Source organism: Streptomyces sioyaensis (assembly GCF_004122735.1).
GTDB classification, from domain to species: Bacteria; Actinomycetota; Actinomycetes; order Streptomycetales; family Streptomycetaceae; genus Streptomyces; species Streptomyces sioyaensis.
In genome coordinates this window covers 50,720-77,535 of sequence record NZ_SDIF01000024.1, presented here as the reverse complement: position 1 = coordinate 77,535, position 26,816 = coordinate 50,720, and the positions used below count along the sequence as shown (strand labels likewise).

General features: G+C 68.8%; 26 protein-coding genes and 1 pseudogene. 13 read left to right on the top strand and 14 right to left on the bottom strand.

All coding sequences use genetic code 11. From position 1 onward, the window contains the following. Window positions 1-111: 111 nt before the first annotated feature. Together EST54_RS35360 and EST54_RS11670 are read right to left on the bottom strand one after the other, a co-directional pair. Window positions 112-276, bottom strand: a complete 165-nt coding sequence (locus tag EST54_RS35360; RefSeq protein WP_239012626.1) for an integrase — start codon at window positions 274-276, stop codon at window positions 112-114. 196 nt (window positions 277-472) lie between these two features. Further along, entirely contained in the window at window positions 473-1,918 is a 1,446-nt protein-coding gene (locus EST54_RS11670) for an oxygenase MpaB family protein (RefSeq protein ID WP_129247540.1), read from the bottom strand. 375 nt (window positions 1,919-2,293) lie between these two features. Between EST54_RS11670 and EST54_RS11665 the strand changes: the two genes are divergently transcribed. Continuing rightward, the gene (locus EST54_RS11665) at window positions 2,294-3,646 is read left to right on the top strand and encodes a cytochrome P450 (RefSeq protein WP_129247539.1); all 1,353 of its coding nucleotides are present in this window, start codon (window positions 2,294-2,296) and stop codon (window positions 3,644-3,646) included. Between the two features lie 217 nt (window positions 3,647-3,863). On the opposite strand, the gene EST54_RS11660 is transcribed toward EST54_RS11665, so the two are convergent. After that, window positions 3,864-4,586 carry a dienelactone hydrolase family protein gene (locus tag EST54_RS11660; protein ID WP_129247538.1) on the bottom strand — a complete coding sequence of 241 codons (723 nt, stop codon included), beginning with the start codon at window positions 4,584-4,586 and terminating at the stop codon, window positions 3,864-3,866. Window positions 4,587-4,864: 278 nt separating this feature from the next. Here EST54_RS11660 and EST54_RS11655 point away from each other — a divergent pair, with 278 nt between their 5' ends. Together EST54_RS11655 and EST54_RS36335 are read left to right on the top strand one after the other, a co-directional pair. Continuing rightward, window positions 4,865-5,404: a GNAT family N-acetyltransferase gene (locus EST54_RS11655; RefSeq protein WP_129247537.1), complete on the top strand. Its 540-nt coding sequence runs from the start codon at window positions 4,865-4,867 to the stop codon at window positions 5,402-5,404. A gap of 59 nt (window positions 5,405-5,463) precedes the next feature. Beyond that, a pseudogene (locus EST54_RS36335) lies at window positions 5,464-5,923 on the top strand (transposase); the annotation flags it as partial. A gap of 549 nt (window positions 5,924-6,472) precedes the next feature. On the opposite strand, the gene EST54_RS11645 reads toward EST54_RS36335, so the two are convergent. Next, window positions 6,473-7,282 (bottom strand): ALF repeat-containing protein, encoded by an 810-nt coding sequence (locus tag EST54_RS11645; protein WP_275543264.1) that lies wholly within the window; start codon window positions 7,280-7,282, stop codon window positions 6,473-6,475. Further along, complete coding sequence (locus EST54_RS11640; RefSeq protein WP_161989277.1) at window positions 7,279-7,404, bottom strand: ALF repeat-containing protein; 126 nt, start codon at window positions 7,402-7,404, stop codon at window positions 7,279-7,281. Before EST54_RS11640 ends, EST54_RS11645 begins: the two co-directional genes overlap by 4 nt. Window positions 7,405-7,491: 87 nt before the next feature. On the opposite strand from EST54_RS11640, the gene EST54_RS11635 reads away from it, so the two are divergent. The 4 genes from EST54_RS11635 (at window position 7,492) to EST54_RS11620 (ending at window position 11,737) form a co-directional block, all read left to right on the top strand. Next, window positions 7,492-8,433, top strand: a complete 942-nt coding sequence (locus EST54_RS11635) for a cellulase family glycosylhydrolase (RefSeq protein ID WP_372448132.1) — start codon at window positions 7,492-7,494, stop codon at window positions 8,431-8,433. Between the two features lie 627 nt (window positions 8,434-9,060). Beyond that, window positions 9,061-9,594 carry a GTP cyclohydrolase I gene (gene folE / locus EST54_RS11630; RefSeq protein ID WP_129247534.1) on the top strand — a complete coding sequence of 178 codons (534 nt, stop codon included), beginning with the start codon at window positions 9,061-9,063 and terminating at the stop codon, window positions 9,592-9,594. A gap of 122 nt (window positions 9,595-9,716) precedes the next feature. Next, complete coding sequence (locus tag EST54_RS11625; protein WP_244942498.1) at window positions 9,717-11,066, top strand: MFS transporter; 1,350 nt, start codon at window positions 9,717-9,719, stop codon at window positions 11,064-11,066. A 29-nt stretch (window positions 11,067-11,095) separates the two neighbouring features. Continuing rightward, on the top strand, window positions 11,096-11,737 hold the full coding sequence (locus EST54_RS11620) for an NUDIX hydrolase (protein ID WP_129247533.1): 642 nt from the start codon (window positions 11,096-11,098) through the stop codon (window positions 11,735-11,737). A gap of 182 nt (window positions 11,738-11,919) precedes the next feature. On the opposite strand, the gene EST54_RS11615 is transcribed toward EST54_RS11620, so the two are convergent. The 5 genes from EST54_RS11615 to EST54_RS11595 form a co-directional block, all read right to left on the bottom strand. Next, window positions 11,920-12,333, bottom strand: coding sequence for a cytidine deaminase family protein (locus EST54_RS11615; protein ID WP_129247532.1), 414 nt, complete (start codon window positions 12,331-12,333; stop codon window positions 11,920-11,922). Window positions 12,334-12,504: 171 nt separating this feature from the next. Further along, entirely contained in the window at window positions 12,505-13,041 is a 537-nt protein-coding gene (locus EST54_RS11610) for an RNA polymerase sigma factor (protein WP_203525345.1), read from the bottom strand. Next, entirely contained in the window at window positions 13,038-13,373 is a 336-nt protein-coding gene (locus EST54_RS11605; RefSeq protein ID WP_129247530.1) for a hypothetical protein, read from the bottom strand. The genes EST54_RS11610 and EST54_RS11605 overlap by 4 nt, the downstream gene beginning before the upstream one ends. Before the next feature lie 360 nt (window positions 13,374-13,733). After that, complete coding sequence (locus EST54_RS11600) at window positions 13,734-14,687, bottom strand: NAD(P)-dependent alcohol dehydrogenase (protein ID WP_129247529.1); 954 nt, start codon at window positions 14,685-14,687, stop codon at window positions 13,734-13,736. 36 nt (window positions 14,688-14,723) lie between these two features. Further along, window positions 14,724-15,632, bottom strand: a complete 909-nt coding sequence (locus tag EST54_RS11595) for an NADP-dependent oxidoreductase (RefSeq protein ID WP_129247528.1) — start codon at window positions 15,630-15,632, stop codon at window positions 14,724-14,726. A 174-nt stretch (window positions 15,633-15,806) separates the two neighbouring features. Here EST54_RS11595 and EST54_RS11590 point away from each other — a divergent pair, with 174 nt between their 5' ends. The 3 genes from EST54_RS11590 (at window position 15,807) to EST54_RS11580 (ending at window position 18,671) form a co-directional block, all read left to right on the top strand. Next, window positions 15,807-16,403, top strand: coding sequence for a TetR/AcrR family transcriptional regulator (locus EST54_RS11590; protein WP_129247527.1), 597 nt, complete (start codon window positions 15,807-15,809; stop codon window positions 16,401-16,403). Window positions 16,404-16,744: 341 nt separating this feature from the next. Further along, complete coding sequence (locus EST54_RS11585; protein WP_129247526.1) at window positions 16,745-17,875, top strand: hypothetical protein; 1,131 nt, start codon at window positions 16,745-16,747, stop codon at window positions 17,873-17,875. Window positions 17,876-17,894: 19 nt separating this feature from the next. Further along, entirely contained in the window at window positions 17,895-18,671 is a 777-nt protein-coding gene (locus tag EST54_RS11580; protein ID WP_129247525.1) for a hypothetical protein, read from the top strand. A gap of 101 nt (window positions 18,672-18,772) precedes the next feature. Here the strand turns inward: EST54_RS11580 and EST54_RS11575 are convergent, their stop codons facing one another. The 3 genes from EST54_RS11575 to EST54_RS11565 form a co-directional block, all read right to left on the bottom strand. Continuing rightward, window positions 18,773-19,627, bottom strand: a complete 855-nt coding sequence (locus EST54_RS11575; RefSeq protein ID WP_129247524.1) for a dienelactone hydrolase family protein — start codon at window positions 19,625-19,627, stop codon at window positions 18,773-18,775. Between the two features lie 281 nt (window positions 19,628-19,908). Beyond that, the gene (gene bla / locus EST54_RS11570) at window positions 19,909-20,826 is read right to left on the bottom strand and encodes a class A beta-lactamase (protein WP_129247523.1); all 918 of its coding nucleotides are present in this window, start codon (window positions 20,824-20,826) and stop codon (window positions 19,909-19,911) included. A gap of 151 nt (window positions 20,827-20,977) precedes the next feature. Beyond that, window positions 20,978-22,432, bottom strand: a complete 1,455-nt coding sequence (locus EST54_RS11565; RefSeq protein WP_129247522.1) for a penicillin-binding transpeptidase domain-containing protein — start codon at window positions 22,430-22,432, stop codon at window positions 20,978-20,980. Window positions 22,433-22,670: 238 nt separating this feature from the next. On the opposite strand from EST54_RS11565, the gene EST54_RS11560 reads away from it, so the two are divergent. The 3 genes from EST54_RS11560 (at window position 22,671) to EST54_RS11550 (ending at window position 25,585) form a co-directional block, all read left to right on the top strand. After that, window positions 22,671-23,630, top strand: coding sequence for a LysR family transcriptional regulator (locus EST54_RS11560; protein WP_129247521.1), 960 nt, complete (start codon window positions 22,671-22,673; stop codon window positions 23,628-23,630). Further along, the gene (locus tag EST54_RS11555) at window positions 23,627-24,523 is read left to right on the top strand and encodes a serine hydrolase (RefSeq protein WP_129247520.1); all 897 of its coding nucleotides are present in this window, start codon (window positions 23,627-23,629) and stop codon (window positions 24,521-24,523) included. Before EST54_RS11560 ends, EST54_RS11555 begins: the two co-directional genes overlap by 4 nt. A 273-nt stretch (window positions 24,524-24,796) precedes the next feature. After that, the gene (locus EST54_RS11550) at window positions 24,797-25,585 is read left to right on the top strand and encodes an Fpg/Nei family DNA glycosylase (RefSeq protein ID WP_129247519.1); all 789 of its coding nucleotides are present in this window, start codon (window positions 24,797-24,799) and stop codon (window positions 25,583-25,585) included. Between the two features lie 52 nt (window positions 25,586-25,637). Here EST54_RS11550 and EST54_RS11545 read toward each other — a convergent pair whose 3' ends face one another. Beyond that, window positions 25,638-26,459 carry a Rieske (2Fe-2S) protein gene (locus EST54_RS11545; protein WP_129247555.1) on the bottom strand — a complete coding sequence of 274 codons (822 nt, stop codon included), beginning with the start codon at window positions 26,457-26,459 and terminating at the stop codon, window positions 25,638-25,640. Between the last annotated feature and the right edge of the window lie 357 nt (window positions 26,460-26,816).

Below are 26,816 nucleotides of genomic sequence, written 5' to 3'. Positions count from 1 at the left end.
CTCGGCCTGCCTGGAGCGAACGCCGATAGAGGCTATACCTCCCAGTTTCTCCCCACCGGTATCCCGATCCTGACCAGCGCTCCCGGACCGGTCACGGACCAAACGGCACACTTACCCAGCGGGCGCCGCGCCCTGGCTGACGCGGTCCCACTCCTGCATGGACTGCTCGATGAGACGATTGGCCTGCTCCCGGACGCCGTCCAGGAACTTGGCATAGTGGCGGAAGAGGACCTCGATGCTCTGGCCCGCACGCCGAGCACACTCGGCTGGGTCCACACCGGAGTACAGCCAGAAGGAGATCCCGGCGTGGCGAAGGTCGTAGGGCCGCTTGGCCAGGCCGGAGGCCCGCTCCGTCCGAGTCAGGGCGCCTTTCCTCGCCCGCGCCCACGTCGTGCCATACGCCGAGGCGTCTACATAATTGCCGCCATGTTCCGGAACAGTCGGCCGTCCGGTGCCACGCCCGCATCGGCAGCTATGGGCGTCCGAGGAGTTGACTGCCGGCCGTGTTGTCGGTGCGGGCGGTGAAGTAGTCGGTGAAGGCCTGGACGAATTCCTCTTCGGTGATGCGGCCGTCTCCATCGTGGTCGAGCTGGCGGAAGCCGTGGTTGAGTTCGGCGGGGTGGACCCGGGAGCCGCCGAAGATCGTGCGGTACTCATCGGCGCACAGGTGTCCGCTGCCGTCAGTGTCCGCAGCGTGGAAGACCGCCCGCACCGCGACGTGCAACCCCTGCTCGAGATAGGCCGGCCCGGCGTCGATCCCGGTGAGCATGGCGGTGACGAACTCCTCGCAGGTCACCTGTCCGTCGTCGTCAGCATCCATGCCAGTCCGCAGGTGCTGCCACCAGGTCTCGAAGGCGGCATAGACGCGGGCTTCGCGCTCAGGGGTGAGTTCGAGCGGCCAGCACACGTTGTGCGCCATGGCCTGCAGATCGGCCGAGCTGATGCGGCCGTCGCCGGTCTGGTCGAGGACCTGGCGGAAGAAGGTCCGCAGACGCGCCGGGCGGGAATCGGCACCCTTGCGGCGGCGTGGTGCGGGAAGCCGGACAGGGCTTGCCTCCGGCGGGGAAAGACGGTCGGTGGAGGCGGTGGGAGGCTGCGAAGTCGAGGAGTTGCCCACCAGTGGGGTGCGGTAGCGGCGGTGCTCGGGCAGCGCATTCATCAGCACGCGCATGCCACGGTGCAGGACGAAGGACAGCAGGGCCGCGCGGCGGGTGCGGGGCAAGTTGAAGCGCTCGCGGAGGGCTTCCGGCAGGTCCGCGATGGTCAGCGCACCGATCACGTGGGCGGCGACCGTGCGCACAAGCGGCCAGGCCGGCTTCAGGTGGCCGAGGCGGCGGGGTGCGGGTGCTTCACGGAGCATGTCGAAGAGCAGGTAGCGCACGGGTTCGCTGTATTCGAGGCGCTCGCGGATCGTGCGGTCCATATACGCGGGCACGTCCGCGGCCGTGGCCGGGAGCAGGTCGTCGGAGAGGCCGAACTCGGTACACACCGCACGGAATTCTCCGTACATCTGATCCAGTTCAGGCGGCGCCAGCGGGCGCCCGGACAGTTCCCGCATCGCCGTCATGCACTCGTACAAGGTGACCAGTACCCACACCCGCACCGCCGGGTCCAACGCTGTGAACGGCCTGCCCTGCTCGTCGGTCCCGGCCAGACGGCGGTGCGTGCGCTCCAGACGGGCAACCTCACGGCGTAGCCCTTCACGGTCGGAGAAGAACAGCCGCTTCCCGCTGTCCATGGTGTGCTCGATACGCCGCCACGGGTGCGCGCGGTAGGTGGAGAAGTTGGCCATGCCGGCGGCGACCGCCGGATCCGCGGTCTGCAGAACCAGCAGCCGCCACGCCACCAACCCGATCCGCCACTCCCCCAGCGTGCGGCGCAGCAGCGAATCAGGACCAGGAAGATCAGCGGTAGCCAAGGGGCCGTCTCCTCAAGCACGTGTACGGAAATGAGCAGGGGACGCCCGAAGAGCGATCATCCGGCTATCCGCCCAGCCCAACGGTCCTACCGGAATCCGGGAGCGGCCAGGTTCCCGGATTCACCCATCCGAGACACGCCGCAGGCTGATTCCAGCCCCCGGCGCCCTCGACTGACCGAGATCCAGGTATCGCCCTGAGTGTCCATGGCGCTACCTTCCGTGATGCATGCACTGCTCGACCTGCGGGGACGTCGCCGGGCGGGTGGTTCCCGGTGTGTCCCGAACGCCTGCACCCGCATCACCGGTCCGTAACGTCCCGAGGAGTACTACTCGGTTGCCGGGCAGGCACGGGCCCGCGGCCAAAGGAAGGCACATATGGCCACCGCAGCTCGCCTCACGACTCCTCCCACCGCTCCCGGACGCCTTCCGTTGATCGGCCATGCACTCGAAATGTGGCGGCGCCCCCTGGAATTCCTCGATTCCCTCACCGCGTACGACCAGATCGTGGCCGTCTACCTGGGCCCCACACCGACCTACGTCCTCGCCGGACCGGAGGTCGTCGACCGCGTGATGGTCGCCGACGCCGGCCACTTCGCGAAGGGCCGCTCCTTCGAGAAGCTCCGCGACTACCTCGGCGAGGGCCTCGCCACCTCCGAAGGGCCCTTCCACCTCCGCCAGCGGCGCCTGATGCAGCCGGCCTTCCATCACCGGCAGATCGATCACTACGTGCGAGCCATGGCGCGACTGGCCGACGAACGAGTCGGCTCCTGGCAGGCCGGACAGGTCGTCGACGTCACCCAGGAGATGTTTGACCTCTCCCTCGCCATCGTCACCTCCACGCTGTTCTCGACCGCACTCGACGAGCACATGGCCGCGGACATCCGCCACGACGTGCCCGTCGTGCTCCGCGGCGTGTACAACCGGGCCATCGATCCGACCGGCCTTTGGCAGAAGCTCCCCACTCCTGGCAACCGCCGCCTCGCGGCCGCACACGACCGGCTGCGCCGGGCCATCGACCACCTCATCCGCACCCGGCGCACCGGCCTCCCCGCCGAGCAGCCGGACCTGCTGTCGATGCTCCTGCAGGCCCAGGACGCCGACAGCGGAAAGACCATGACCGACCAACAGGTCTACGACGAACTCATCACACTGCTGGTCGCCGGGACGGAGACAGCGGCAGGCGGGCTGGCTTGGCTCTTCCACGAGCTGGGCCGGCACCCCGCCGTCGACCGGGAACTCCACGAGGAGCTGCTGACGAGGAGCGGAGAGACGCCTTCGTTCGCACACCTCGGCCATCTCCCATACACGCGGCGGGTGGTGGACGAGGCGCTGCGCGTGCGCAACCCCGGAGGCGTCACGATGCGACGAGCGACCACGGAGGTCGAACTCGCGGGCTACCGGTTTCCCCCAGGTGCCGAGTTCATGTTCAGCGCCCTCGTCCTGCACCGGAACCCGCACCACTTCCCCGACCCCCTGAGGTTTAATCCCGACCGCTGGCTGCCCGGGCAGAAGGCCGCTCCCCGCGGCGCGTTCCTTCCCTTCGGCGCCGGAAGGCACAGGTGTATCGGTGAATCGTTCGCGCGCGCGGAAATGACCACGGTGGTCGCGGCCCTGGCGCGCCGGTGGCGTCTGGAGCCGCTCCCAGGGGTGCAGGTACGGGGAGTCATGACATCTACCAACCACCCCGCCAACCTCCTGATGAGAGTCACTCCTCGCGAAGTGAGGTGACACCTCGGCAGGCCGCCACCGGCGCACGGGCGACAAGGGAACGGCGGCACCGCCCCCGCCCCGACGGCAGGGGCGGAGCATGCCGGTGGCGGCCGGAGCCCCGAGGGTCTCCTTCCGGATGCCGTCGCGCATGGCTTCGGCGGCGGGGACCTGTCCTCGATGAGCGGCATCCTGGCCGACACCGCCTATCGTCTGCTGCTGGCGTGACGGCCCGGCCTCACTTCAGGTGCCGGGCGAGGAACCGGGCCGCGTCGTCCACCTCGAACCACGGGGTACCGGCGTGCCCGCCCAGATTGGCGTGCAGCGTCTTCTCCCTGGTGCCGAAGGCGTCGAACAGGTCCAGGGTCGGCTGCCGTTCCATCCCTTCGTCGTCCCACTGCAACAGGAACTGCAGCGGAATGGTGACCTGCCGGGCCGCCTCGCGCAGGGTGCCGGGCACGAAACCCCCGGCAAAGAAAACGGCGGCCGAGATGCGCGGCTCGACCGTCGCCAGCCGAGTGCCGATGGCGGTCATCCCCTCGTACCCGACCGGGCCGCCGATCTCGGGCAGCTCAAGGAGGGCGTCCAGGGTGGTCCGCCATTCCGGGACCGCCCTTTCGACCAGCGGGACGAGGAAGGCGTCGACGATCTCGTCGACCGGCTCGCCAGCCTGCATCGCCCGGCGCAGGTCGGCGCGGGCCTGCTCATCGACGGCGGAACGGGGCCGGGCACCGTGCCCGGGAGCGTCGATGGCGGCCGCAGCGAAGCCGTACTCCGCCGCGTAGTGCCGGGCCCGGGCCACCAGCCGCGGGTGCCGCTTGTGCAAGCCGCCGTTGTGGCCGATCAGGATCAGCGGGGCCGGTGCGGATCCAGGCGTCCACAGGACGCCGGGGATCTCACCGAGGGTGAATTCGCGTTCGAGGACGCCGTCGTCGAGGCGCTGTTCGGAAGTGAATCGCATGGTCGTGCCTTTCGGGAGTGCTCGTGAACGGCGCTCCCGGACGACCTATCGTCCGACCGTGACCCCGGAGGGGAGCACCCATGTCGATACTGCGTTCACGGGTACCACCTCCTCGTTCTCTCGCACGGCCTCCGGAAAATTAGCAGTGGTCGCCGTGGTCCGCCAACGGGATTTTGCGGAGGCTCCGTGGCCGGCCGCTAGGTGCTGTTTGGGTTCGGATCTAGGTGGAGTGAAGCGTTTCCCGTTCGGTTGGTTTGACCACCTGTTAGCGTGCGCGGATGGAGGATCTGGGCCCCGTGGCTTGGCCGCCTGAGCCGATCAGGACCGAGCGGCTCGTGCTCCGTGGGCCCGAGCCCCGGGACCGTGCGGCGTTCATCGAGCTGCTCGCCTCGCCAGAGGTCCACACCTACCTCGGCGGCCCCCGGCCGCGTGACGAGCTTGAGCGCGAGATGTCCGGGGCGCCCGAGCGGTGGCCCGGGAGCTTCGTCGTTGATCTCGACGGGTCGATGATCGGCCAGATCCTGCTCAGGAGAGCAACGGGGCACCATCGCCCGGCTGCCGCGGGGAAGGCCGACCTCGGCTACCTGTTCCTGCCGCGGGCGTGGGGATTCGGGTACGCCGCCGAGGCGTGCGCGGCGGCACTCGGCTGGCTCGCCGGTGCGCTTCCCGGTGAGCCGGTGGTGCTCACCACCCAGACCGCCAACGTCGGCTCGATGCGTCTCGCGGCAAAGCTGGGGTTCACTGAGGTAGAGCGGTTCGAGGCATGGGGCGCCGAGCAGTGGCTCGGCATGTGGTCCCCGGTCACGCCGTCCAGTTGAGTTTGGGACGGAACCGCCGGGGAGTACCCGCCCATCCACGCGCGAGCGGCTTGCAACCACGACTTGCCCGCGCGCATGCCGGGCGTCATCTGGCCGCCGAGTTCCCCTACCTGCCCGGGCAGTCCGGCTACAACAAGCGCCTATGGGCCGCTAACACGGTACTCAGCCGAATCATCCGTGCCCTCGCCCGGGACACCGATCTGTGGCACGCCGACGTGTGGATCGTGGACGCCACACCCGTGGAAATGCCCCCGCTCACGGCCCACCGTCAAACGCTCCGACCTCGCCGGCTGGGCTGCCTACTCCTACTGCCCTCGCACTCGCGCTTCTCCTTGGGGCCTGCGCCTCCATCTGATGTGCACACCCGGCGGCCTGCCCATCACCTTGGCCCTGGCCAACCCGAAAGCAGGCGAACGCGACGTCCTGACCGGCATGCTCACCCAGGACCCCTACCTGCTGGCCACCCGCCCCGGACAGACCGTAGTCGGCGACAAGGGCTACGTGTCCAAGCGAGGAGACCACCGCGACGGCATGAACATCGCGGTGCGTGTCCACACCGAGGACAACCTCCCCACCAGGCGAACGCCAGCCGGTGCGTGGGGTGCTGGGCGTACAGGCCATGGACATTCGCCTCTCGACCACATGGCGGTTCCAAGTGGCTGGCACCGGACCGCGCGGACGGTCAGAACTGTGACAACGCCTGATGGGTCGGCAGGCCCCTATCGGGACACGCCCCGCCGGCCGGGTGCGCCCGGACCATCCAATGCCGAACGCTCACTGCTTTCGCAACGCGACCAGACGGTCGTAACCCAACTCCGTGCGTCCTGCCCCCAGCTAGCCCAGCGGGTGAGACGGCAGCGGCAACGCAACGGGTGGTGGTCAGGAGATGAGCTTCCCTGCCCGGCAAGAGGGTCTGCCGAAAGCACTGCAGGCTCTCCGCCCGGCGGTACCTCTTCGGGCGGAGAGCCTGCAATCACCATCTCGCCGGGCTAATTCGTTCCAGAACTCTCTCGCTCCGCGAAGAACGACTGAAGCTCGTCGAAGAGGACTGAGGTTGCCTCTAATTCCCTATACCACGGCGGTCAGGGTGGGGTCGATGACCGGAGTGACGTCGCCGCCCGAGAGGACACAGGGCAGGAGCCCGGCTATCTCGTTGCCGGTGTGCGAGACGCAGTGCGGCTTCTTGGCCTTCTGCTTCTCCTGCTGCTTGCGGGCTTCTTCTGCTTTGCGGCGTGCTTCGGCTACCTCGCTCTCACGCTTCTTCTTCACCTCCGTCCATGCCTGGCTGGCGAGGGTGTTGGCTTCCTTGGCGCTCTTGCCGGCATCGAGTGGAGAGGCACGGGCGTCGTCGGCTGCCGAAGTGGCGAGGTAGGCAGAGTTGCGCGCGTAGTTGGCAGAGAACTCCGCCTGGGCTGCGGAGGTTTCGGCGTCGTCGGCGTCGCGGTCGGCGGCGTTGGCCGCGCTGCGTGCGCTCTTGGCAGAGTTGGCTGCCTGGGCGGCGCTGTTCTCTGCGCTGGTGGCGGCCTTGCCGGCGTCATCGGCGTACTGTTTGGCGAGGTTGGCGGACTTCTTCGCCCCGTCCGCGGCCTTGGCGGCGTCATCCTTGGCGTCGATAGCCTTGGCGGCGGCTTCTGCTGCCTTCCAGCTGTTGTGCCTGGCCTTGGCCGCTACGCCGGAGGCTTCGGCGATCAGACGTTGCATCTGGGCGATGTGGGTGCTGGCGAGTTTGTCCTTGCGGTCGGCCATGTACTGGCCGACCTGGACAAATTCGTGCAGCTCGTCAGCGGAATCGGCCAGGGCGATTTTGGCCGCGGCCTTCATCTCGGCGCCGCCGTTGTTGACGAGCTTGGAGGCGACGACCTGCTCGTCGGAGTTCAGCGCCGCATACTGGCCATTGCTGATGAAGCGGCGAGCACCTTGCCCTTGCCGTTGGCCAGGGCGACCTTGGACGCCTCCTTCACACCCGGGCCGCCGGCGTTGTTGATCTGGGAGACACGCACGGCGTAGTCGGTGACGGCCACGTCGTACTGACCGGTCGTGTAGAAGTCGCTGGCGGACAGCGACCTTCAACGGGCGCAAGTGCGCATGTGGCGGTGCTCGCCCAGCACTTCGCCCTCCACCCCGCCGTGTACGGCTATGACCTGATCAACGAACCCACGGGGCGGCTCCGCGAGGGCGAGGACCTTCCGGCCGCCGCCCACCGCATAGAGTCCGGGCAACTGACCCCGATGTACAAGCGGATCGCGGGCGCGATCCACACGGCCGACCGCCACCACAGACTGTTCGTCGAACCGACCCCGATGGTCGGCGATGGGCTGCCCACCGGACTCGGCCGCATCCACGACCCCGACGTCGTCTACGCACCGCACTCCTACAACGCCACGATGGAAGCCGGCGGCGACTACGACCCCTCGGCGCACTGGATGGAAGCCCACGAGAACGCCGTCACCCGCCACCCGAGCGCACATCACCTACCGTTCGTCGTCGGCGAGTTGGGCCCCCGGGACAGCTCGCTGCCCAATATGGCGCGCTTCTACGGCTATGCCCTTGCCTCCCTCGACCGTTACAGATCCGGCTGGGCGGGCTATCTGTGGTGCTACGGCAGCGGATACTGCGCGGTCGACAAGGACGGCCGCTTCCTCCGGACGGCCCGACGTCAGCGAGCTGTCCACTCCACCTACGGTCGCGGGATGGCAGGTGTCGGTTCAAGGCCCGGCCACGGCCTGGCCGCGTGTCGTCCCGGCCGGGGAGCAGAGCACGATCCGGGTAGGGCCTCTACCAGGTGCCTCAGGCCGCGTCACGGCGACCGTCTCGCCACGGACATGAGTGGCACCTCGGCTGAACCGTCCGACGGAATCGAAACCGCGCCCCAGGCCGATTTCACCGCTCACTGCGTGCTCGGCATGCACGACATTCACACCAGTGTTGCCGATGCTGGCGACCGCTCAGAGGCCGTTGTTTTTGGCCTCACGCGGGGAGATACCTGCACTCCACCATCCCCATATCTCCCACCCGTTTCCCACCTCTGACCGGCCATTCCGAGGCATTTCCGGGTCAGATTCCGCTGAGCCTTCATCGACGGCATCCGAGCGCCCGCCCCACTTCCGCATGGGGGTCTTCATGGAGTCTTCATAGGGTCTTCGATCAGACGATTGGCGTGGTTCTGCACTCCGAATAGGAGCGTGCCGTAGTGCCGGAACTGGACCTGGATGTTCTGTTCAGCGCGACGGGCGCATTCTGCCGGATCCGCTCCAGCCAGCCAGGAGGAAATGCCGGCGTGGTGACGCGTCGTTTCGGCTTTGCTGAGAACTCGTCGTGTCCGTCAACTACGTGCGCCGAGTGCCCGATCCGGTGGGGCGCATCGCCCCCGCACGGCAGGAGGTGACGAGTGAGCCGGTGTGCTCCGGCGCCCAGAAGTTAACTTTTCCCCTCCCATTCACGCCCCGTCTTCCCGCCGTCCACCCTGTTCAATCACGAGGAAAACGTTATTTCTCCGTGCGGATTTGAATACTTAGCCATTAGCACATCACCCGCACATTGCTCTGATCGGGTGCGGGCTAATGAATGTATATTCTCAATGAACGCGAGCGGGTGGATAGTGAAAAGCCTCCACCGGGTTTCGGATCCCTTGGTGCGAGCAGGAATGGAGGCCGCAAGTGACCATTGAAGAATGGCTCAAAACTAATGTCACCACCGACACGAGAGCACTCGGGTGGTACAGCGGGCCGGAGTGCGAGGACCGCATCGTCCGGGCCTATCGAGAGCTGCTGAGTGGCTATGAGATCGACACGTCGAAGATTCTCAAGACCACCTGCACGGTGAACGGCGAGCACACCGGCGTGGTGCGAATCCAGGAGAACAACTTCTTCTCGATCTGCGCGCATCACTTCCTGCCGTTCTTCGGGAAGGTGAACATCTCGTACGTTCCCGGTGACCGCATCCTCGGACTCGGGAAATTTCCTCGTCTGGTTCAAGCGTTCAGCCGGCGCTTCCAGATCCAGGAGTACCTCGTCAAGGACATCGCCGAAGAAATCATGTCCTCCGGCGGCGCACAGGCCGTGAGAGTCACCTCCCGTAGCCGCCACCTCTGCATGTGCAGCCGTGGTCCTTCCGACCAGACCGTGACCACCGACACCTCTTATGTGGCAGGCGATCAGGAGTTGATGGCCAAGTTCGGCCTGGACGACTGATGCGGACTCGCGTGGCGGGAGGTGTGCTCAGCCATCGACCCTCCCGCCACGCGACCCTCGGTCATCCCGTCCCTCGACGGCCGACCGCGCGGGACCACCGTCGGCCGGCACAAGGAGAACCCGTGCCCGACAGGAAGAGAGGCAGTCACCGCCGCGTCTCGACGTCGCCCTGGAAGTACGCCCTGGTGACATGGCTGGCCGGCGTGCTGGCGGCAGTCAGCCTGGGTGCCGTCTCACCGGCGGGTTCCGCCCTGCGTTCGGCGCTGGGGCTGTCAGCCGGTGCGCTCGCCTGGGCCACGTCGAGTATCACGGCCGTGGGCGCCCTCCTCAGCATCCCGGCGGGATGGTGGATCAGCCGCTTCGGCGCCCAACGGGCCCTGTCCTGGGGCCTCTTCATGATTTCGGTGGCAGCCGCCGGCAGCGCGGCCGCCCGGTCCTGGGGGCTGCTGCTGGGGGCACGTATCGCTGAAGGAGTCGGCTACCTGCTGGTGTTCGTGGCGGGTCCGGTCGTTCTCACCCGCGTGACTCACGGCGGCATCCGAGCGGCAGCGCTCGCGCTGTGGGGCACGTGCGTCCCGACGGGGCTCGCCATCGCCGCGGCCACGGGCGGAGCCCTGGCGACCTGGTGGACGTGGAGCCAATGGCTGGCCCTCACAGCAGTGGGTCCGCTGATCATGGCCGGAGTGCTCGCGTCCGTCCTGCCTCGGCTGCCGAGGACGACGGTCCAGCGCGCTCCCCGCGAAGCCGGCACCTGGAACGGGGTGCTGCGGCTCGGCGTGGCGTACGGAAGCCTGGCGCTGGTCAGCGTCGCCGTGGTGATGGTGCTTCCGCAGTTCCTCACCGAGCACCGGCAGGCCACGCCGGCGGTGACCGGTACCGTGATAGCAGTCGTCTGCCTGGGAAGCGCGGTCGGAGGGCTCGCCGCCAGCTGGCTGCTGCGGCGCGGCTTGGCCCTCTCCTCGCTGGTCCCGCTCGGCGCATTGATGCCGGTGGCCTGCCTCCCCGCATTCTCGGCCGAATTCCCCCTCGCGGTCAGCGGCGGAGCGGCCACGCTTGTTCTTCTCGTCGACGGACTGCTCATCTCCGCTGTCTTCGCTGCCGTCCCCGCCTCGGTGAGCCGTCCTGAGCAGGTCGACATCGCCAATGGCATCCTCAACCAGCTCGGCAGTGTGGGCACTCTGCTGGGACCACCGCTCTTCGGACTGGTCATCGCGGCCGCGGGATGGGGCGCCGTCGCTGCCGCGACCCTGGTCTTCGGCGGACTGGGCTCGGTGCTGCTGCTGACGACCGCGCGCACGTCGACCACTGGTTCGGCGGCCGGCGTGTCCCCGTCACGCGAGGCACCGGCGGGTATGGACATGAGGGAAGGAGCGGAACCGTTGGGGGAGGCGGCGGGCGTCAGCACGTCCTCACTGCACGAGACCGTGACCGAGCCACCGACGTGTGGCGTTCCCGGCTGCTGTAGCGGCTGACGGCAGTCCTTCACCTCGGAAAGGGCAGGATGAAAATCGACTTCCTTCGGTTGCGGGCCAACGCCTATGGCGAGTACTGCCTGTACTGCCACGCCGAGACGGTCACCTGGATCGTCGTGGACGGAAGGAAACGCTGCACCTGCGCTACGTGCGGCCGCGAGGCGGAACGAGCCATCGTCGTCGACCCCCGCATCTGCTGGTGGACCGATGCGGACGGCGAGTACTGGCACGAGAGCGCCGGTGTATTCGTACGCGACCGCCGCGCGAGGTTTCTCTTCTTCCAGCGAACCGCCTTTCCCTACTCTCTGACCGTCCCCGCAGGCCACGTCGAACGCGGGGAGGAACCCGAGGGCGCGGCCGCGCGGGAGCTATGGGAAGAAGTGGGAATCCGCGTCTCGAACCGGGACCTCCGGCTCGTTGCGGACGAGTACTTGAAGGGAGACGTGTGCAGAAGGGGCTCCGACGCACATCGTTGGCACGCCTATCTGCTGGAGGTCGATGAGCAGTGGGAGGCGGGAGCCCATGGGGAGGTGACCGTGAACGAGGAAGGCGAGGCCCCCGTCTGGCTCACTCTCGACCAAGCACGCTCCTCCCAGACGACGTTCGCGGTGGAACGCATCATCGGGCAGCACTCCGAGCGACTCCTCTCAGCCGTCCCGCGTAGTGGGTGAGTGGGGCAGCGCAACGCAGCGGGAGCCCGTCGTCGGGTATCTGACCGGTTGGTCGCGCCGGGGGCCACGTGGCTGTACCGCAAACCAGTGCCGCATCAGACAATGTTTCCCCGGTTGTCGGCTGACGGCTGACGGCTGACGGCTGACGGCTGACGGCGGCAACTCGCGCTGAGTGACGCGGTCTACTCGGCGTCGAGCTGGTGGTCGGCCCAGACGTAGCTTTCGGGCAGCAAGTCGGCAATGGGAACGGTTCGGAGGCGGTCGTCCTTGCCGACGATGACCTTGAGGGCGGGGAAGTATTCGAGGAGGACCTGCCGGCACCGGCCGCACGGGGGGACAACCCCCCGGTCCCGATCGCCCACGGCGACGATCGTGTCCAGCTCGTAGGCGCCCTGGGCGGCTGCCGCGCCGATGAGGACCAGCTCGGCGCAGGGTCCTCCGGTGAAGTGGTAGGCGTTCACCGCGGTGACGATCCGGCCGTCCTGGGCGCGGGCTGCGGCAGCCATGGTGTGGTTGTCGCCCCGGCAACGGGTGCGGGCGACGTGCGCCGCGGCCTGGATGAGTTCGTGGTCGACGTGCTGGATCTGCGTGGTCATCTTCTCTGCCTTCGTCAGGTGTCAGGCGACGTTGAACCCGAGTGACGAGGGAGCGCAAGCGAATATCGGAGGTGTGGTTCCGCCAGATGAGGTAGCGGCGGGATAGGGCTCGATGGCGGTGGGCCGAACTCGGCCAGGCAGAAGACGACTTCGGGCTCGCCTTCCGGATACTCAGAGTCCCAGAGAGTCGCGAAGCCTCTGCCGCCCTCTTTTGGCGTGGAGGGAGACGGTGGGGTGGGAGATGCCCAGGGTGACGGCGATCTCGTGATTGTCCAGGCCAACCAGATACTTCAGCGTGATCACCTCCCGCTGTCTCGACGGCAATTGGTCGATCGCCTCCGCAATGGCGAGCGGCGTCTCCAGGCCGAATGACTGAGGATCCTCGGGCTCCGGCAGGTCCGCGGTCAGCTGCTCCCGTCGAGCGAGGCGGGCTCGTCGCCGGTGCCGATCCGTCAAGCAGTCCTGGAGGATTCGGTAGAGGAGGGCGATGGGGTTGTGTGCACTCATCAGCCTGTCCCATTTGCGGTATGCGATCAGAAACGCATCCTGCGTTGCCTCCTCCGCGTCATGACTGTCGCCGAGGCGGCTGATGGCCAGGCCGAGCATCGATGTGCGGTGGGCGCGGACGAATTCCTCAAACCCCGGTGGCAAGGCAAGGGGTTCGCCCCCCTCTGCCTCGCCGTGTATCTCCGGGGCGAGCCGCCTCAAGGCTTGCTCTCGTCCTTCTGTTGGTCGCCCCAGGTCACCGTGAACGAACCGCGCAACTTCATCGTCTCGATCAGGCCATAGCCCATCATGACGACGAGCTGCAGCCCCAGTGCCCCCATAGCTGCCGTATGCGCGTGCTCGAAGACGCGGTCCAACGGTGACTGAGGCTCCGTGAAGTACTGGGCGGCTTCAGTGACGGCTGCGGCACCCGCCGGCACCCATTTGCGTGTTTCGCGCAGTCGGCGAGGCGGTGCAGAAGGCTGCACTTCTTCCCCAGACATGGCACTCCCGTGTGACTGGTTGAGGTCAGCTTCCCTCAGGGCTTCGGGCATGAGGTCATGAGGAGGAGCTGGTGTGCTCGTGAAGACTTCCGGGCCGGATCAATGCTCGGCAAGCGAAAGCCTTCTGAGGAGTGAAAAGATCCCGCACTGAAGGCGCATGCCACCTGTGCGTGGTATGCGCTCACGGTCTGAGGTTCTCGGTCTGGTTGCCGACCATTCCTTGCCCGAAGCCCGGCAACCAGACCAGACGAGAGACATGGGAGTGCCTCGTCACTCCTATTGCCGTTCGCCAAGGTGCGAAAGTTTTACTCACACTCGGAGATTTCTGTCCGCGGCTCCGCCGGAAAGCGGCTCGCGATCGACGGGACTACTCACTCCAGGCTCTTGATCCAGCCCCTCAGGGCATATGAGTTACTCCCCGGACACGGCTATCACCTGCTTGCCTACCACTCCGCCTCGTGCGAAGGCCTGATGCGCCGAGGCGATGTCTGCCAGCGGATACACGCTGTCGATGACGGGCCGCAGTCCGCCAGAGGTCACGTAGTCGGCCAGTTCAAGCAGCAGGGCGGAGTCGGGGTTGGCGCTCAACGTGCGGATGCGGCGGCCGCCGTGCACGCTCGACGCGGCGATCGCGGCCATGGAGGAGGCCGACAGCGCGATCGTGGCCATTCGGCCTTCGGGGCTCAGTCGACGCCGGTAGGAGTTCAGTTGCGAGCCGACCGTGTCCAGGATGACGTCGAATGGTGCGAGCTGCTCCGGCGTGGTGGCGCCGTAGTCGAAGACCTCGTCCGCGCCCAGCTCACGCAGCGCCCCGGCATGGCGGCCGCGGGACAGCGCGGTGACGTGCCCGCCCATCGCGTGGGCGAGTTGTACGGCGGCCGTGCCGACTCCGCCGGCGGCGCCACGGACCAGGAGGCGTTCACCGCTCGTGAGGTGCAGCGTGTCCCGTAGTGCGAGCAGCGCGGTCGTTCCTGCGACGACCAGGGAAGCCGCCTCCACCGGCGAGACACCTGCCGGCGCGGGCCCGATACGGTCCGCGGGGACCACGACGTATTCGGCAGCTCCACCGAGAGTGTGCCGCTTGAGCGGGTGCACCGTGCCCCACACTCGGTCTCCCACCTGGTATTGCGGAACGTCCGCGCCGGTCGCGGCGACGACCCCGGCGAAGTCCAGTCCCACACCGATCGGGAACCGGTGTCCGGTCACGAGCCGCAATCCCCCTGCGCGGACGATCGTGTCGAGCCCGTTCACGCTTGACGCCTCGACCGATACCAGGACCTCACCTGCACCGGGGGTCGGGCGGTCAACGTCGTTGATCTGCAGGACATCTGGTGCGCCGAAGCCGGTGATCTGAGCGGCCTTCATGTCATTTCCTATCGATGGTTGAGGTGACGGCTCGGGTCAGGGAAGGAGGACGACTTTGCCCTGGTTGCGGCGGGCTTCGATGTCGGCGTGTGCTTGGGCGGCCTCGGCGAGCGGGTACGCGTGCCAGACGGGGACGTCGAGCTTGCCGGCGGCGATCAGGGCTGCCAGCCGCGGCAGCGCCTCGGGGAAACGGTCGGCCGGGTCCATGCCGGTGAACCGCACGCCGTGCCGGGCGAAGGACGGGTCGGCGATGGTGATGACCTTGCCCGCATCGCCGACCAGGGCGACGGAGTCGGCGAGTACGCCCGCGCCCGAGGCGTCGAACACGGAGTCCACGCCACGCGGGGCGGCGGCCTTGACCCGCTCCACCCAACCGTCGCCGTAGCGCACGGCGAGCGCGCCGAGGGCGTTAACGCGCTCGGTGTCCTGCTCGGCGGCAGTGCCGATCACGGTGATTCCGCGCGCGGCGGCCACCTGCACGGCGACGGTGCCCACGCTGCCGCCGGCGCCGTGGATGAGCAGGGTCTGTCCCGGCTGTACGCCGAGGTGCTCGATCGCCCGGCAGGCGGCCTCACCGACCGTGACCATCGCGGCCGCGGTCTCGAACGACACCTCCGCGGGCTTGGCGAAGGGCCGGTCGAGCACCGCGTACTGGCTGTAGCCGCCGGCCGAGGCGACGCCGAAGACCTCATCGCCGACCGAGGCGGTGGCACCCTCGCCGGCCTTGTCGACGACACCGGCCACGTCCCAGCCCGGGACCATCGGGAAGGCGACCGGGAAGACGCCCTGCATCGCCCCGGCGCGGATCCGCACGTCGATCGGGTTGACCGCGGCCGCCCGCACGCGGATGCGGACCTGGCCCGGCCCCGGTTCGGGGGTGGCGACCTGGGACAGGGCGAGGACCTCGGGCCCGCCGTACTCGGAGAAGGTAATTGCAGTGGACATCGGACAACCTCCTGAGGAGAGGAAGAGGAGAGGAAAGGAGAGGAGTGGAGTGGACCGACCGCACGCTCGATGAATCATCCAGTGCGTGTGATTTGTTTGTATCACACGTGGCGTATGATTTGATGTGTGGCTTGAATCACACGTGCCGTATGATTCGTCGGTAGAGTGGGGTCCATGCCGCAGCCCCTCCATCGGCGCCAGCCGACCCCGAGCAACCCGCGTGTCCAGCGGACCCGCCATCGCGTTCTGACCGTCGCGCGTGAACTGCTGCCCCAGGTCGGACCGGCCGGTCTGACGTACGCACTGTTGGCCGAGCGCGCCGACGTCACCCGCCAGACTCTCTACCGCCACTGGCCCAACCGGGCCGCGCTGCTCTTCGACCTGATCCTCGAAGGCCCTGACCTCGGCAATTACCCCGAGCCGGGCAGCGACGTACGCACCGTTGCCACGGATTGGCTGAAGAGCCTGCGCGATGGCATCAGCGAACCGGCCATCCGCACCGCAGTGCTGGCCGTCACCGCCCAAGCCGACCACGACCCCGACAGCGCCCAGGCCCTGGTGCGCATCGGCCAGGATCGCCGCGCGGCGCTGAACAAACTGCTGGAGCCGTCAGGCCTCCAGATCGACGACGCCGAGTACACCCTGCTCTACGGGCCGGTCCTCGCCCGGCTCTTCCTCGACCGCAGCCACGTGACCGACGAGTTCATCGACGTCGTCGTCGCCCAGTGGCTCACCACACTCGAAGCCGGGGGTCGACTCGACAGGAGGTGAGGCTCGCGAGGGTGCGCGACGCCGCTCCGGCTTCCTGCTCGGGTTTCCGGCGGCATCGGGGCCATATCGGAGCCGCATCAGGGCCGCATCGGGGGAATCCTGATTCATGTTCACACCGGGATTGCGCAATCGCCGCCCCCAGTACACCCTGTGGCGGCATGCTCTGATGCGCTGGTGTTCTCGTGCACGTGCGTCGGCTTCGGGGGGAATGAGTGGACGACCCGGCTCCGCTGACCGATCCAGCTCCGGCTTCGCCAACGGCCGAACCGTCACTGGCCGTTGTACGAGCCCCTCGCTCCTTATGGCCGCGCGTCCTCCGTGCGCTGACGCTGGCCGTGGTCATGGCCCTGACGGTGACGGGGATCGTCTGTCTGACGATGACGGGGCACCTCCTGCTGCCGTTCGAACGGGTCACCACCCTCAAGGGCCGGCTGGCGTCCATCAGCGACTTCTTCGAGGACCCGCAGGTCATCCGGATCCTGCGCAAGCACGGATTGCGGGTGGAGGCCTTCAATGCGGGCTCCCGCCAGGTGGCGACCGGCAGCCTGAAGGGCCTCGACTTCGTCTTCCCTTCCGGCAAGCCCGCCGCGGACCGGATCAACGACGCACGGCAGGCAGCCGGGGAATACAGCAAGAACTTCCACCCCTTCGACAGTCCCCTGGTCCTGGCCAGCTTCCGTCCGTACGCGGAAGCGCTGCACGCCCGGCATGTGGCCTTGCCCCAGCGCACTCCCGGCGGCGGAGCGCCGCTCTACTACACGCTCGACATGGACAGGTTTCTGAGCCTGACCCGGCAGCGCCTCAGCTGGAACGACCTCCACGTCGACCGCTACGGCATCAGCAACGGCAACCTCGTGGTCGCCCAGACCTCCGACATCTGCCAGTCCAACTCGGCGGACAGCTACCTGGGTCTGGTCGCCTCCACCCGGCACCACAACGCTCCGCCCACCGAATCCACGTCGGCCCGCACGTTGGCCCGCGGCATCTCGTCGCTGCTGCTCAGTCAGGGCAGCGCCAGCGACAGCCTGTACACGTACTACATCGACTCCAACGGCATCAGCCAGGACCCGATCGCCGTCCTGTACGAGCACCAGTACCTGGCCTACCAGGCCACGTACCGTGCCGCACACGGCACGCCGGACACCGAGCGGGTACTGCTCTACCCACGGGCGGAAATGATGTCGCAGCCGCACTTCATCGCCCTGAATCACCAGGCCGACCAGCTCGGCAAGTTGCTGGAGACCGACCCCGAGCTGCGCCGCCGTGAGACGCAGCTCGGCTACCAGCTCGTCCCGTCCGACAGCGTCGACGAGCTGGCCACGTATCTGAACGGCGAGGGCATCCCCGCCCCGCAGCCCGCCGGCGGCGAGCAGACGGTCGCGAAAATGCCCGACTGGCAGGTGCTGGAGCAGATGATCGCAGCCATCAAGCGGTGTCCGAAGCCGGTGTCGGGCCAGGGCCAGGGCCAATAGAAACCGAGGGGGTGACCGTATGCCCGTCTTCAGCGACCGCCTGTGGTGGGACCTCAACTGGCGCTGGATGCTGGTGTGGCTGACGACCGCGGCGTGCATGGCGGTTCTGTTGGTTCTGCTCAACGGCGCCCGGCGGCGGCGCAGGCGGCCATCGGAGCGGCTGGTGGGTGACAGCACCTGCATCTACCTCGACGACCGGAAGATCATGGACGTGTACCAGATGAACCGGTACGCCACGGCGCTCCGCAAGGAGGTCGAGCAGCGGACCAGGACCAGCTGGACCGCCAGGCTCCAGATGCTCGTGCCGTCGTTCCTCCAGCCGAGCGCCGACTACGAGCGCAGCCGCGAGGTCGTCACCAACTACATCGAGGTGGCCGAAGCCGTTTCCGTGATCAGCGTCCTCGTCGACGGCCTGGAGCGCAGCGATGCCGTCGTCCACGCCAACCTGCGCCGCGGCACCGTACGCCGCAATGCGGCACTGACCAAGGCCTGCTCAGAGGGCTCCCGGAGGGAGCCGGCCCGCCTCAGCGTCATCGACCGCGGGTTCGTCCTCCTCACCGGCGACTTCGAACGGGACGAGGCCGCCTCGTCCGCCACCCGCACCGTCCTCACGGCCCCGTACGGGTCCACCGCAACCGCCCGCGTACGCCTCGCCTGTCGCACTGCGGGCCTGCGCTCGGAGGAGGAGGTGGAACCGGACTCCGGCCCCTTCTTCGCCCTCTGCCTGGGCAAGGTCCGAAGGTGGAGGCCCGCGGACGCAGTCCTGGAAGTCCGGCCCTTGGCGATCTTCAGCTGACGGCGGAGGTCCGGGCGGCGACGCCTGCCGCCGCCACGTTTGTTGCCGTGTGCGCGCTGTTCCGGTGACGGTCCGACGGCGCCCTGACCCGGTGCTCTCCGTCAGGTGCCCCGCACCGCCGCCGTGTCGCGGTGCTGCTCATCGAGCAGGCGGGTGCGGAAGAGGTCGAGCACCTCGTCCAGCGCCGCGCGGGTCGGCTGGCCGGGTGCGTCGATGAGGTGCTCGGTCAGTACGGAGTGCGGCGGCAGCACGGCGTCGGGATGCGCGGCGGAATCGTCCAGTTCGACGGCGATGAACGCCGCACCGAGTTCGCGGCGCAGATAGGCGAACCGGTCGCCCGGCACCAACCGGTCGCCGCGGAACCGCAGCCCCATGACCCGCAGGCCCGCACGCTCGCACCGGCCCCGGACGGCGGCGAGGTCTTCGGGGGCGACATCGATGGTGCCGGCCCGGCTCCTGGTGAGGGCCAGCGGCAGGGACGGCTGGGACACGACGGGGGCGAGCAGACGCTCGTCGGCCGCCATCGCGAGGGCGAAGCCGCCGGTGAGACACATGCCGACGGCCCCGACGCCGGGGCCGCCGCAGCGCTGATGCTCGTGCGCGGCCAGGGCTCGCAGCCAGGTCACCACGGGGGAGGTCTTCCCGGTGGCCAGCACGGTGAATTCCCGGCTCACGCACACCTGCCACATCGACGAGGCCGTGTAGAGCGCGGAGTTCAGCCGGCCGTGGGCCGCGGGGTTGGCATCGCGGCCGGGCTTGCCGAAGAGCACCGGGAGCACGGCGGTGCAGCCGAGGGCGGCCACGCGTTCCGCGAACTCCAGCACCTTGGGCGTGATCCCCGGAATCTCCGCCATCACGATCACCGCGGGTCCCGTGCCGCGCCGCAGGATCCGGCGGGTGCTGCCGTCATGGGTGAAGGTGCCGCGGTCGAACCCGGTGAGATCGTGATCTGCCATGGATGGCCACCGTCCTGGTCGGGGTGGGTCGATGGGGCGAGTCGCTGTGGTGCGTCGATGGGGTGCATCGATGGGGTGCATCGCTGTGGTTCGACGTGAGACTACCCAGCGCGCCTCCCGGCGCGCCCGCGCTTTTGCTGCGCGGGCGCGCCGGGTTCACACCGACAACCCGCCGCACCGACCGGGGGCCCATCGGCCGAATTGGTGGAGCCGAAGGGGCCCGGGCTTCCACCAATAGCCGGGATTTGAACGGCAGTTGGGAAGTGTGCGACCGCCGGGCGTCAGGTGAGCACCTTGGCCAGCAACGCGGCTGTTTTGGCGATCAGGGGGTTGTCGGCCGTCGCATCGGGCTCGCGTTTCGTCGTCAGGACGGCCATGACGATCGGTGAGCCACCGGGCGGCCAGGTGAGGCCCGCGTCGTGGTTGGTCCCGTACTTGCCGCCCGCCGTCTTGTCCGCGACGGTCCAGTCGGACGGCAGGCCGGCCCGGAACTTCTCGCCGCCGGTGGTGGTGGCCCGCAGCCACTCGGTGAGCCGCTTGCGGTCCTTGGGGGTCAGCGCGGTACCGAGGGTGAGGCGCGCGTAGGTCTGTCCGATGGCGCGGGGGCTGGTGGTGTCGGTGATACGCCACGGTTCGGCCGAGTTCAGGTCGGGCTCGTACCGGTCGAGCCGGGTGGTCCGGTCCCCGATCGAGCGGCAGAACCGGGTGATCGCGGTCGGTCCGCCCAGCTCACGGAGCAGGAGGTTGCCGGCAGCATTGTCGCTGGCGGCGATCGCGGCGGCGCACAGGTCGGCGACCGTCATGCCGCGGGCGAGGTTCTCGGGCGTACCGGTGACCGGTGCGTAGCCCGCGTCCCTGACGTCCTTCGCGGTGTACCGGATGCGCTTGGCCAGGAACTCGCCGTGGTGATCGAGATCCCGCAGGACGGCCGCGGCGGCGAGCGTCTTGAAGAGCGAGCACATGGGGAAGCGCTCGTCCGCGCGGTGGAGCACGCTCCGGCCGGTGGCGGGGTTGTGGGCGAACACCCCCAGGCGGGCGGAGTGCTGCTGCTCAAGGTCCGTCAGCCGGCGCGAGAGCTCGTCGGCACGCGGTGTTCCGGCGTACGCGCTGCCCCTCAGGGGCGTGGCAACGGCCAGTAAGGCCCCGGTGCCCAGCGCGAGCACGGTACGCCGAGAGGTGTTCGTTCCTGTGGCGTGCATAGTCATCTCCATCTGAAATCAAGGAACTTGGGAACTTGGGACAGGGAAGGGACCTCGGTCAGGGAAGGACCTCGGTCAGGGAAAAGATTTCGGTCGCACTGCGCGAGTGGAGGGGGTGTACTGCCGCCGGTGGCCTGTCACCGGTGGCCTCTCACTGGAGTGCGGCTTTCATCATCGCCTTGGCCACGGGGCCGGCCAGGCTGCCGCCGGACACTTCCGCGCGCGCGGCGTCGGACTGCTGGACGATGGAGGCGACGGCAACCTTCTTGCCGTCGGGGTTCTTTGCCCAGGAGAGGAACCAGGCGTAAGGGGTGCCGCTGTTGTTCACGCCGTTTTGTGCGGTGCCGGTCTTCGCGCCGACCGTAAGTCCCGGAATCTGCACACTGGTTCCCGTTCCGGATGTGGCGACGGTCCGCATGGCGGACTGGAGCGAGCGGGCGACGGTGGGCGTGACGGGCTTGCTGTACTGCGTGGGCTGGAAGCTCTGGATGCTGGTGCCGCTGCCGTCGGTCAGCTCGTCGACCATCATCGGTTTCATCAGCGTCCCGTCATTGGCCACGGCGGAGGCGACCATGGCCATCTGCAGCGGGGTGGCCATGTCGTTGTACTGTCCGATGCCCGACATGGCCTCGGAGGGCTTGTCCATGCCGGTCGGATAGACGCTCTTCGCGGCGCGCACGGGTATGTCCAGCTTGGGGTCGTTGAAGCCGAACTTCTCCGCCATCTGCTGGATCTTGTCCTGGCCGAGGGTGTTGGCGGCCTTGGCGAAGACGTTGTTGCAGGAGTACTGGAATGCCACGCGGAGGGTGGCGTCCTCGCACGGGGCCGTGGGGTCCTCGTTCGGCAGCGAGCGCTTCGTTCCGGGCAGCGGGTAGGGGCTGTCGGCATCCGTGCGGCTGTCGACGTCGGGGTAGGTGCCGGGCGCGTAGGTCAGCGCGGCGGCACCGACGACGACCTTGAACGGTGAGCCGGGAGCCAGGGACTGCCGCATGGCGCGGTTGATGTTGGGCTTGTTCTTGTCCTTCTCCAGCTTGTCCCAGGCGGCTCGGTCGGCGGGAGCCGAGCCCGCGAAGGCTCCGGGGTCGTAGGAAGGGGTCGACACCATGCCGAGCACCTTGCCGGTGGCGGGGTCGAGGGCCACCGCGGCGCCCTTCTTCCCCTTCAGCGCGGCATATCCGGCTTTCTGCACGCGGGCGTCGACGGTGGTACTGACGTCCCCCGCCTTGGGCCGCTTGCGCAGGAGGGCGTCCGAGGGCCGGGCCAGGCGGGAGTCGCTGCCGTCCAGGACCTCGCGGTAGACGCCCTCCAATTGAGTGCTCCCGTAGATCTGGGAGGAGAAGCCGGTGATCGGTGCGTAGAGCGGCCCGTCGGTGTAGGTGCGCTTGTACGCCAGCGTCCCGCCGGTCTTCGCGGATCCGGTCACCGGGGCGCCGTCGACGAGGATGTTGCCCAGCGGGTGGCTGTACCGGTCGATGGCCAGGCGCGGGTTGTGCGGGTCGGACCGGTACGTGTCCGCCTTGAAGAACTGGATCCAGGTGGCCCTCCCCATCAGGGCAAGCACCATGACCAGGAAGCAGACCGCGACCCGGCGCAGTGGCCTGTTCATGCCGTGGCGCGGCTTTCCTGCCGCGGGCGGGCGACCGGCTGCGGACCGCTGCCGTGATGCGCCACGTCGGCGCCGGGGCCATGGCCGTCGAGGCGGCGAGGACTGCGCCGAGGCGGGATCCCCGCGCCGATGAGCATCGGAAGGTGCGGACATGCCCCGAGAAGAGCATCAGAGAGCCGTTCATGTCCAAGATGCATATCGTGCACGTAACCATCTGTTTTTGATATTCTTGCTGCTCATGGACCTATTGGGGCATCTCCGGTGCTTTGTGGCTGTTGCCGAAGAGTCACATTTCGGCCGGGCGGCAGCGCGCCTGGGCATGGGCCAGCCGCCGCTGTCGCAGCGCATCCAGCGCCTGGAGCGCGAACTGGGCATCCGGCTCTTCGAGCGCTCCAGCCGACACGTGACGATCACCCACGGCGGCACCCTGCTGCTGGCGGAGGCGCGCGAGATCCTCACCCGGTCCGAAGCGCTGCTGGCCACCGCCCGCCGGATTCGCGACGGTGAGAGCGGACTCCTGCGCGCCGCGCTCCCTCCCGACGTCTCCGGCGAGACCATCGCCGCGCTCCTGGCGGACTTCGCGGACCGCCAGGCCGGCACGGAGCTGGAGCTGCACGAGCTGACGACCGCCCAGCAACTCGACCGGTTCGGCGCGGGAGCCCTCGATGTCGGGCTCGTGCACCATCCCTGCGACGTGTCCGGGCTGGAGATCGGCCCCCTGCTGCGGCGCGAGCTCGGCGTCCTCCTGCGGCACGACCATCCCGCCGCCCAGCTGACCGACGTGCCACTGGCCGCCCTGACCGGCCATGACCTGGTCCTTTTCCCGCGGGCCGATGCCCCCGCGCTGCATGACGAGCTGCTGACCACCTGCGCCCGCAACGGCTACACGCCCACCGCGGTCCGCCACGGCCAGAGCCCGAGCTTCATCCGCGGCCTGATCCTCTCCTCGCAGGCCGTCGCCTTCAGCCCCAGGGACACCCAACCCGCGCCACCACACCCGCAGATCATCTGGCGCCACCTGGCCGGCACTCCCCTGGCCTGGCGTCACTCGGTCGCCTGGCGCCAGGGGCACCGGGACGCCGCGGTCGACGCCTTCGCCGAAGCGGTCACCCAGGCGCTGTGGGGCACTGACACAGTGAGCATGGACCAGCCCCTGCCCCCTCTCCACCTACGCCCCACAGCGGAGTACTGGCTATGACCCGCACCCAGGACCACATCCGAACCGCCTTCGCGGACGCGGCTGTCACGGGCTGGCTGCACGCCTGCGACATCGACACCGGCGCGGAGGTCGGTCTCCACCCCGACCATCCGGTCGTCACGGCCAGCGTCCACAAGCTCTGCCTGCTCGTCGCCCTCCACCAGCGCGCCGAACAAGGCGACTTCGACCTCACCGAGCAGATCGAGGTGCCGCCCACCGGCCGCACCTTCGGGCTCACGGGCCTGGGCGCCATGCTCGATCCCGCGCGGGTGTCACTGCGCGACGCCGCCTACCTGATGATGAGCGTCAGCGACAACATCGCCGCCGATCTCCTCCTGGAACGGGTCGGCCTCGACGCCGTCAATCGCACCACCACGCAGCTCGGCCTCGCCCACACCCTCGCCGTGCACACCTTTCGTCAACTCCTCGACACCATCAAGAAGGACGCCGGACCGAGCGGCACCCGGGCGCTGAGCGATCCGCACACCATCACCCGGCTCACCGCTCTCGACCCCGCCCGCACCAACCGCAGCACCCCGCGGGACATGACCCGCCTGCTGTCCTGCATCTGGCGTGACGAGGCCGGCACCCCCGACCACGGCGCCGCCATCCGCCGGCTCCTCGGGCTCCAGGTCTGGCCGCACCGCCTCGCCTCCGGCTTCCCGTTCGACGACGTGCACGTCGCCGGCAAGACCGGCAGCCTCCCCACGCTGCGCAACGAGGTCGGCGTCGTCGAATACCCCGACGGCGGCCGCTACGCCGTCGCCGTCTTCACCCGGGCCGCCAACACCGCCGCCACCCTCCCCGCGGCCGACGCGGTCATCGGCACCGCCGCCCGTATCGCCGTCGATGCCCTCCGGGCACCCCGCACACGGCGCCGGTCGGGTACGTAGTCCCCGGGATCCGTGGTGGGCCGCGCGCTGTCCGGCGATGACGGGCCGAGCAAGCCGAGCACCCGGCGAACGCTCCGCACTGCGCACCGGGGTGCCGGCGGGTGCATCCGGAGCAATTCCCGTAGTGGTTCGTTAGCCCCGGGGAGGGCCGGGAACTCGTGACATCCGTGCGGTGCTTTCCCGGTACGTGGCCGGCGGGAGCCGCCGGGCGGCGCGCCTGGGGCCCGCGTGCCTCGCCCGAAGGCTTCCCGCGCACCATCGACGGAGGGCTGGATGCCTGAGCTGCCCGATGTGGAGGCCTTCCGCAGGGTTCTCGACTCCTGTGCGCGGGGCGTCCCGCTGCGGCGGATCGATGTGCACGACGAGGGTGTGCTCCACGGTGTGAGCGCCCGCGGGCTGCGGCGCTCGCTGGAGGGGCGGCGGTTCGCCGAGCCCCAGCGGCGGGGAAAGTGGCTGCTGGCGCCCACCGAGCAGGGCCCGACCCTGATGCTGCACTTCGGCATGACCGGACAGCTCCTCTGCTGTCGCCCGGCCGAGGCGCTGCACCCTCATGACCGCGTGACGTTCACGGTCGGTCCCGACCGGCAGCTCCGCTACCGCGATCAGCGCAAGCTCAAGGGTCTCTGGCTGGCGGACGAATCCGCGGTGACTCGCATGATGAAGGGTCAGGGACCGGACGCATTGTCGGTCGACCGGCCCGGCTTCGAGGACGCGCTGTCCGGCCGACGCGGCGGCATCAAGTCGGCACTCCTCGACCAGTCGGTCCTGGCCGGCCTCGGCAACCTGCTGGCCGACGAGATCCTGTGGCGTGCGCGGCTGCACCCCGCTCGGCCGGTCGGCACACTCACCGGCCAGGAGCTGGCCCGGTTGTACCCGAGCATGCGCCGGACGCTGCGGTCGGCGGTGGCGGCCGGCCGGGTACCGCCGCGCAGAGCGTGGCTCACCGGCCGCCGTGACGATGCCGATCCGGTCTGCCCGCGCTGCGGCGAACGGCTCCGCAGCGGGCGTACGGCCGGCCGACGCACGGTGTGGTGCCCTCGGTGTCAGCCGGCAGCGGTCTGAGCTGCCCGGGCCGCCGACCGTCCGAGCCGGCGTTTCGGGCCGGGCCGTGGGGTCAGCCGGCGCCCGGCAGCCGCACCTCCACCACGCCGCCCGCACTCACCCGGGTTTCGAAGGAAGGCTGCGGGGCGGTGGCCGGGCCGCGCACGTTCCAGCCGTCCTTCAGCCGGAAAACGCTGCCGTGCCAGGGGCACTCCACACAGCCGTCCACGAGCCTGCCTTCGGACAACGGCCCCGAGAGATGGCTGCACCTGTCCGCAAGGACCGAGAAGTCCCCGTCGCTCTCCCGGACCACCAGCACGGGCACCTCCCCCAGTTCCCGGCGCACCGCCTCACCGACGGGGAAGTCCTCCACCGCGCCCACGGCCTGCCACCCGGGCTCCAGGAGGTACGGCACCGGCTCCGTCTTGTTGGGCCCGGCCGCCTGCCGAAATGCCAGGTGGCCGCCCAGCATCGCGCCGGCGCTCGCCATGCCCAGCCCCGCGTATCCCAGGGCCCTGCCCCAGCCGTACCGACGGCGGCCGCGAGCCACCCATGAGCCGGCGTAGAGCCCGACAGCCACCACATTCGAGGCGGCGTGTACCAGGCCGGTGCGCATCTGCTGTGGCTGCTGCTCCGCCCAGTCGACGGAGCCGGACACGGCGGCGGGCACGGCTGCCACCAGGCCCGCGCCCACCAGAAGCCGTGCGCTCCTCCGCGTACCGGGAACGGCATCCAGCAGCGCGGCGGACAGCCAGGCCCCCATCGGGAGCTGCACGAGGGCCGGGTGGAGCGGATGTCCCAGCTGGCGGCCGTGGAGCACATCGCGGTACCGCCCCCACGGCACGGCCCGTACCGCCCGCTGGAGGACGCTGATCACCGGATCCAGTACCTGCATATCGCCCAGGGCGTCGAGCGGCTTCAGGAACGCGGCTTCGCCGGACCTGTCACGTTCCACGTGCTGCCTCCTTCATGGGCACGAAAACCTGCATGGGCACGAAAACCTGGAAAACACGGAACACGCAGAAAGCACGGAACAGAAAGCACGGCACACGCGAAACACACGGAAGCCCGAAAAGGGGGACGTCCTCGGCGCATGCGCGCCGGTGTCCCCAGGGCTCCAGAAAAGCATGCACAAGACGGGCCGCCCTCGCCCGTCGAAGGGGCTGCCCGGATGATCGCCGCCCGGGTGCGCGCATGCGGCCCCGCCCGTCGCGCGCCACAGTGAGAGAGGTGGCCCTCGGACGGAAGGGGA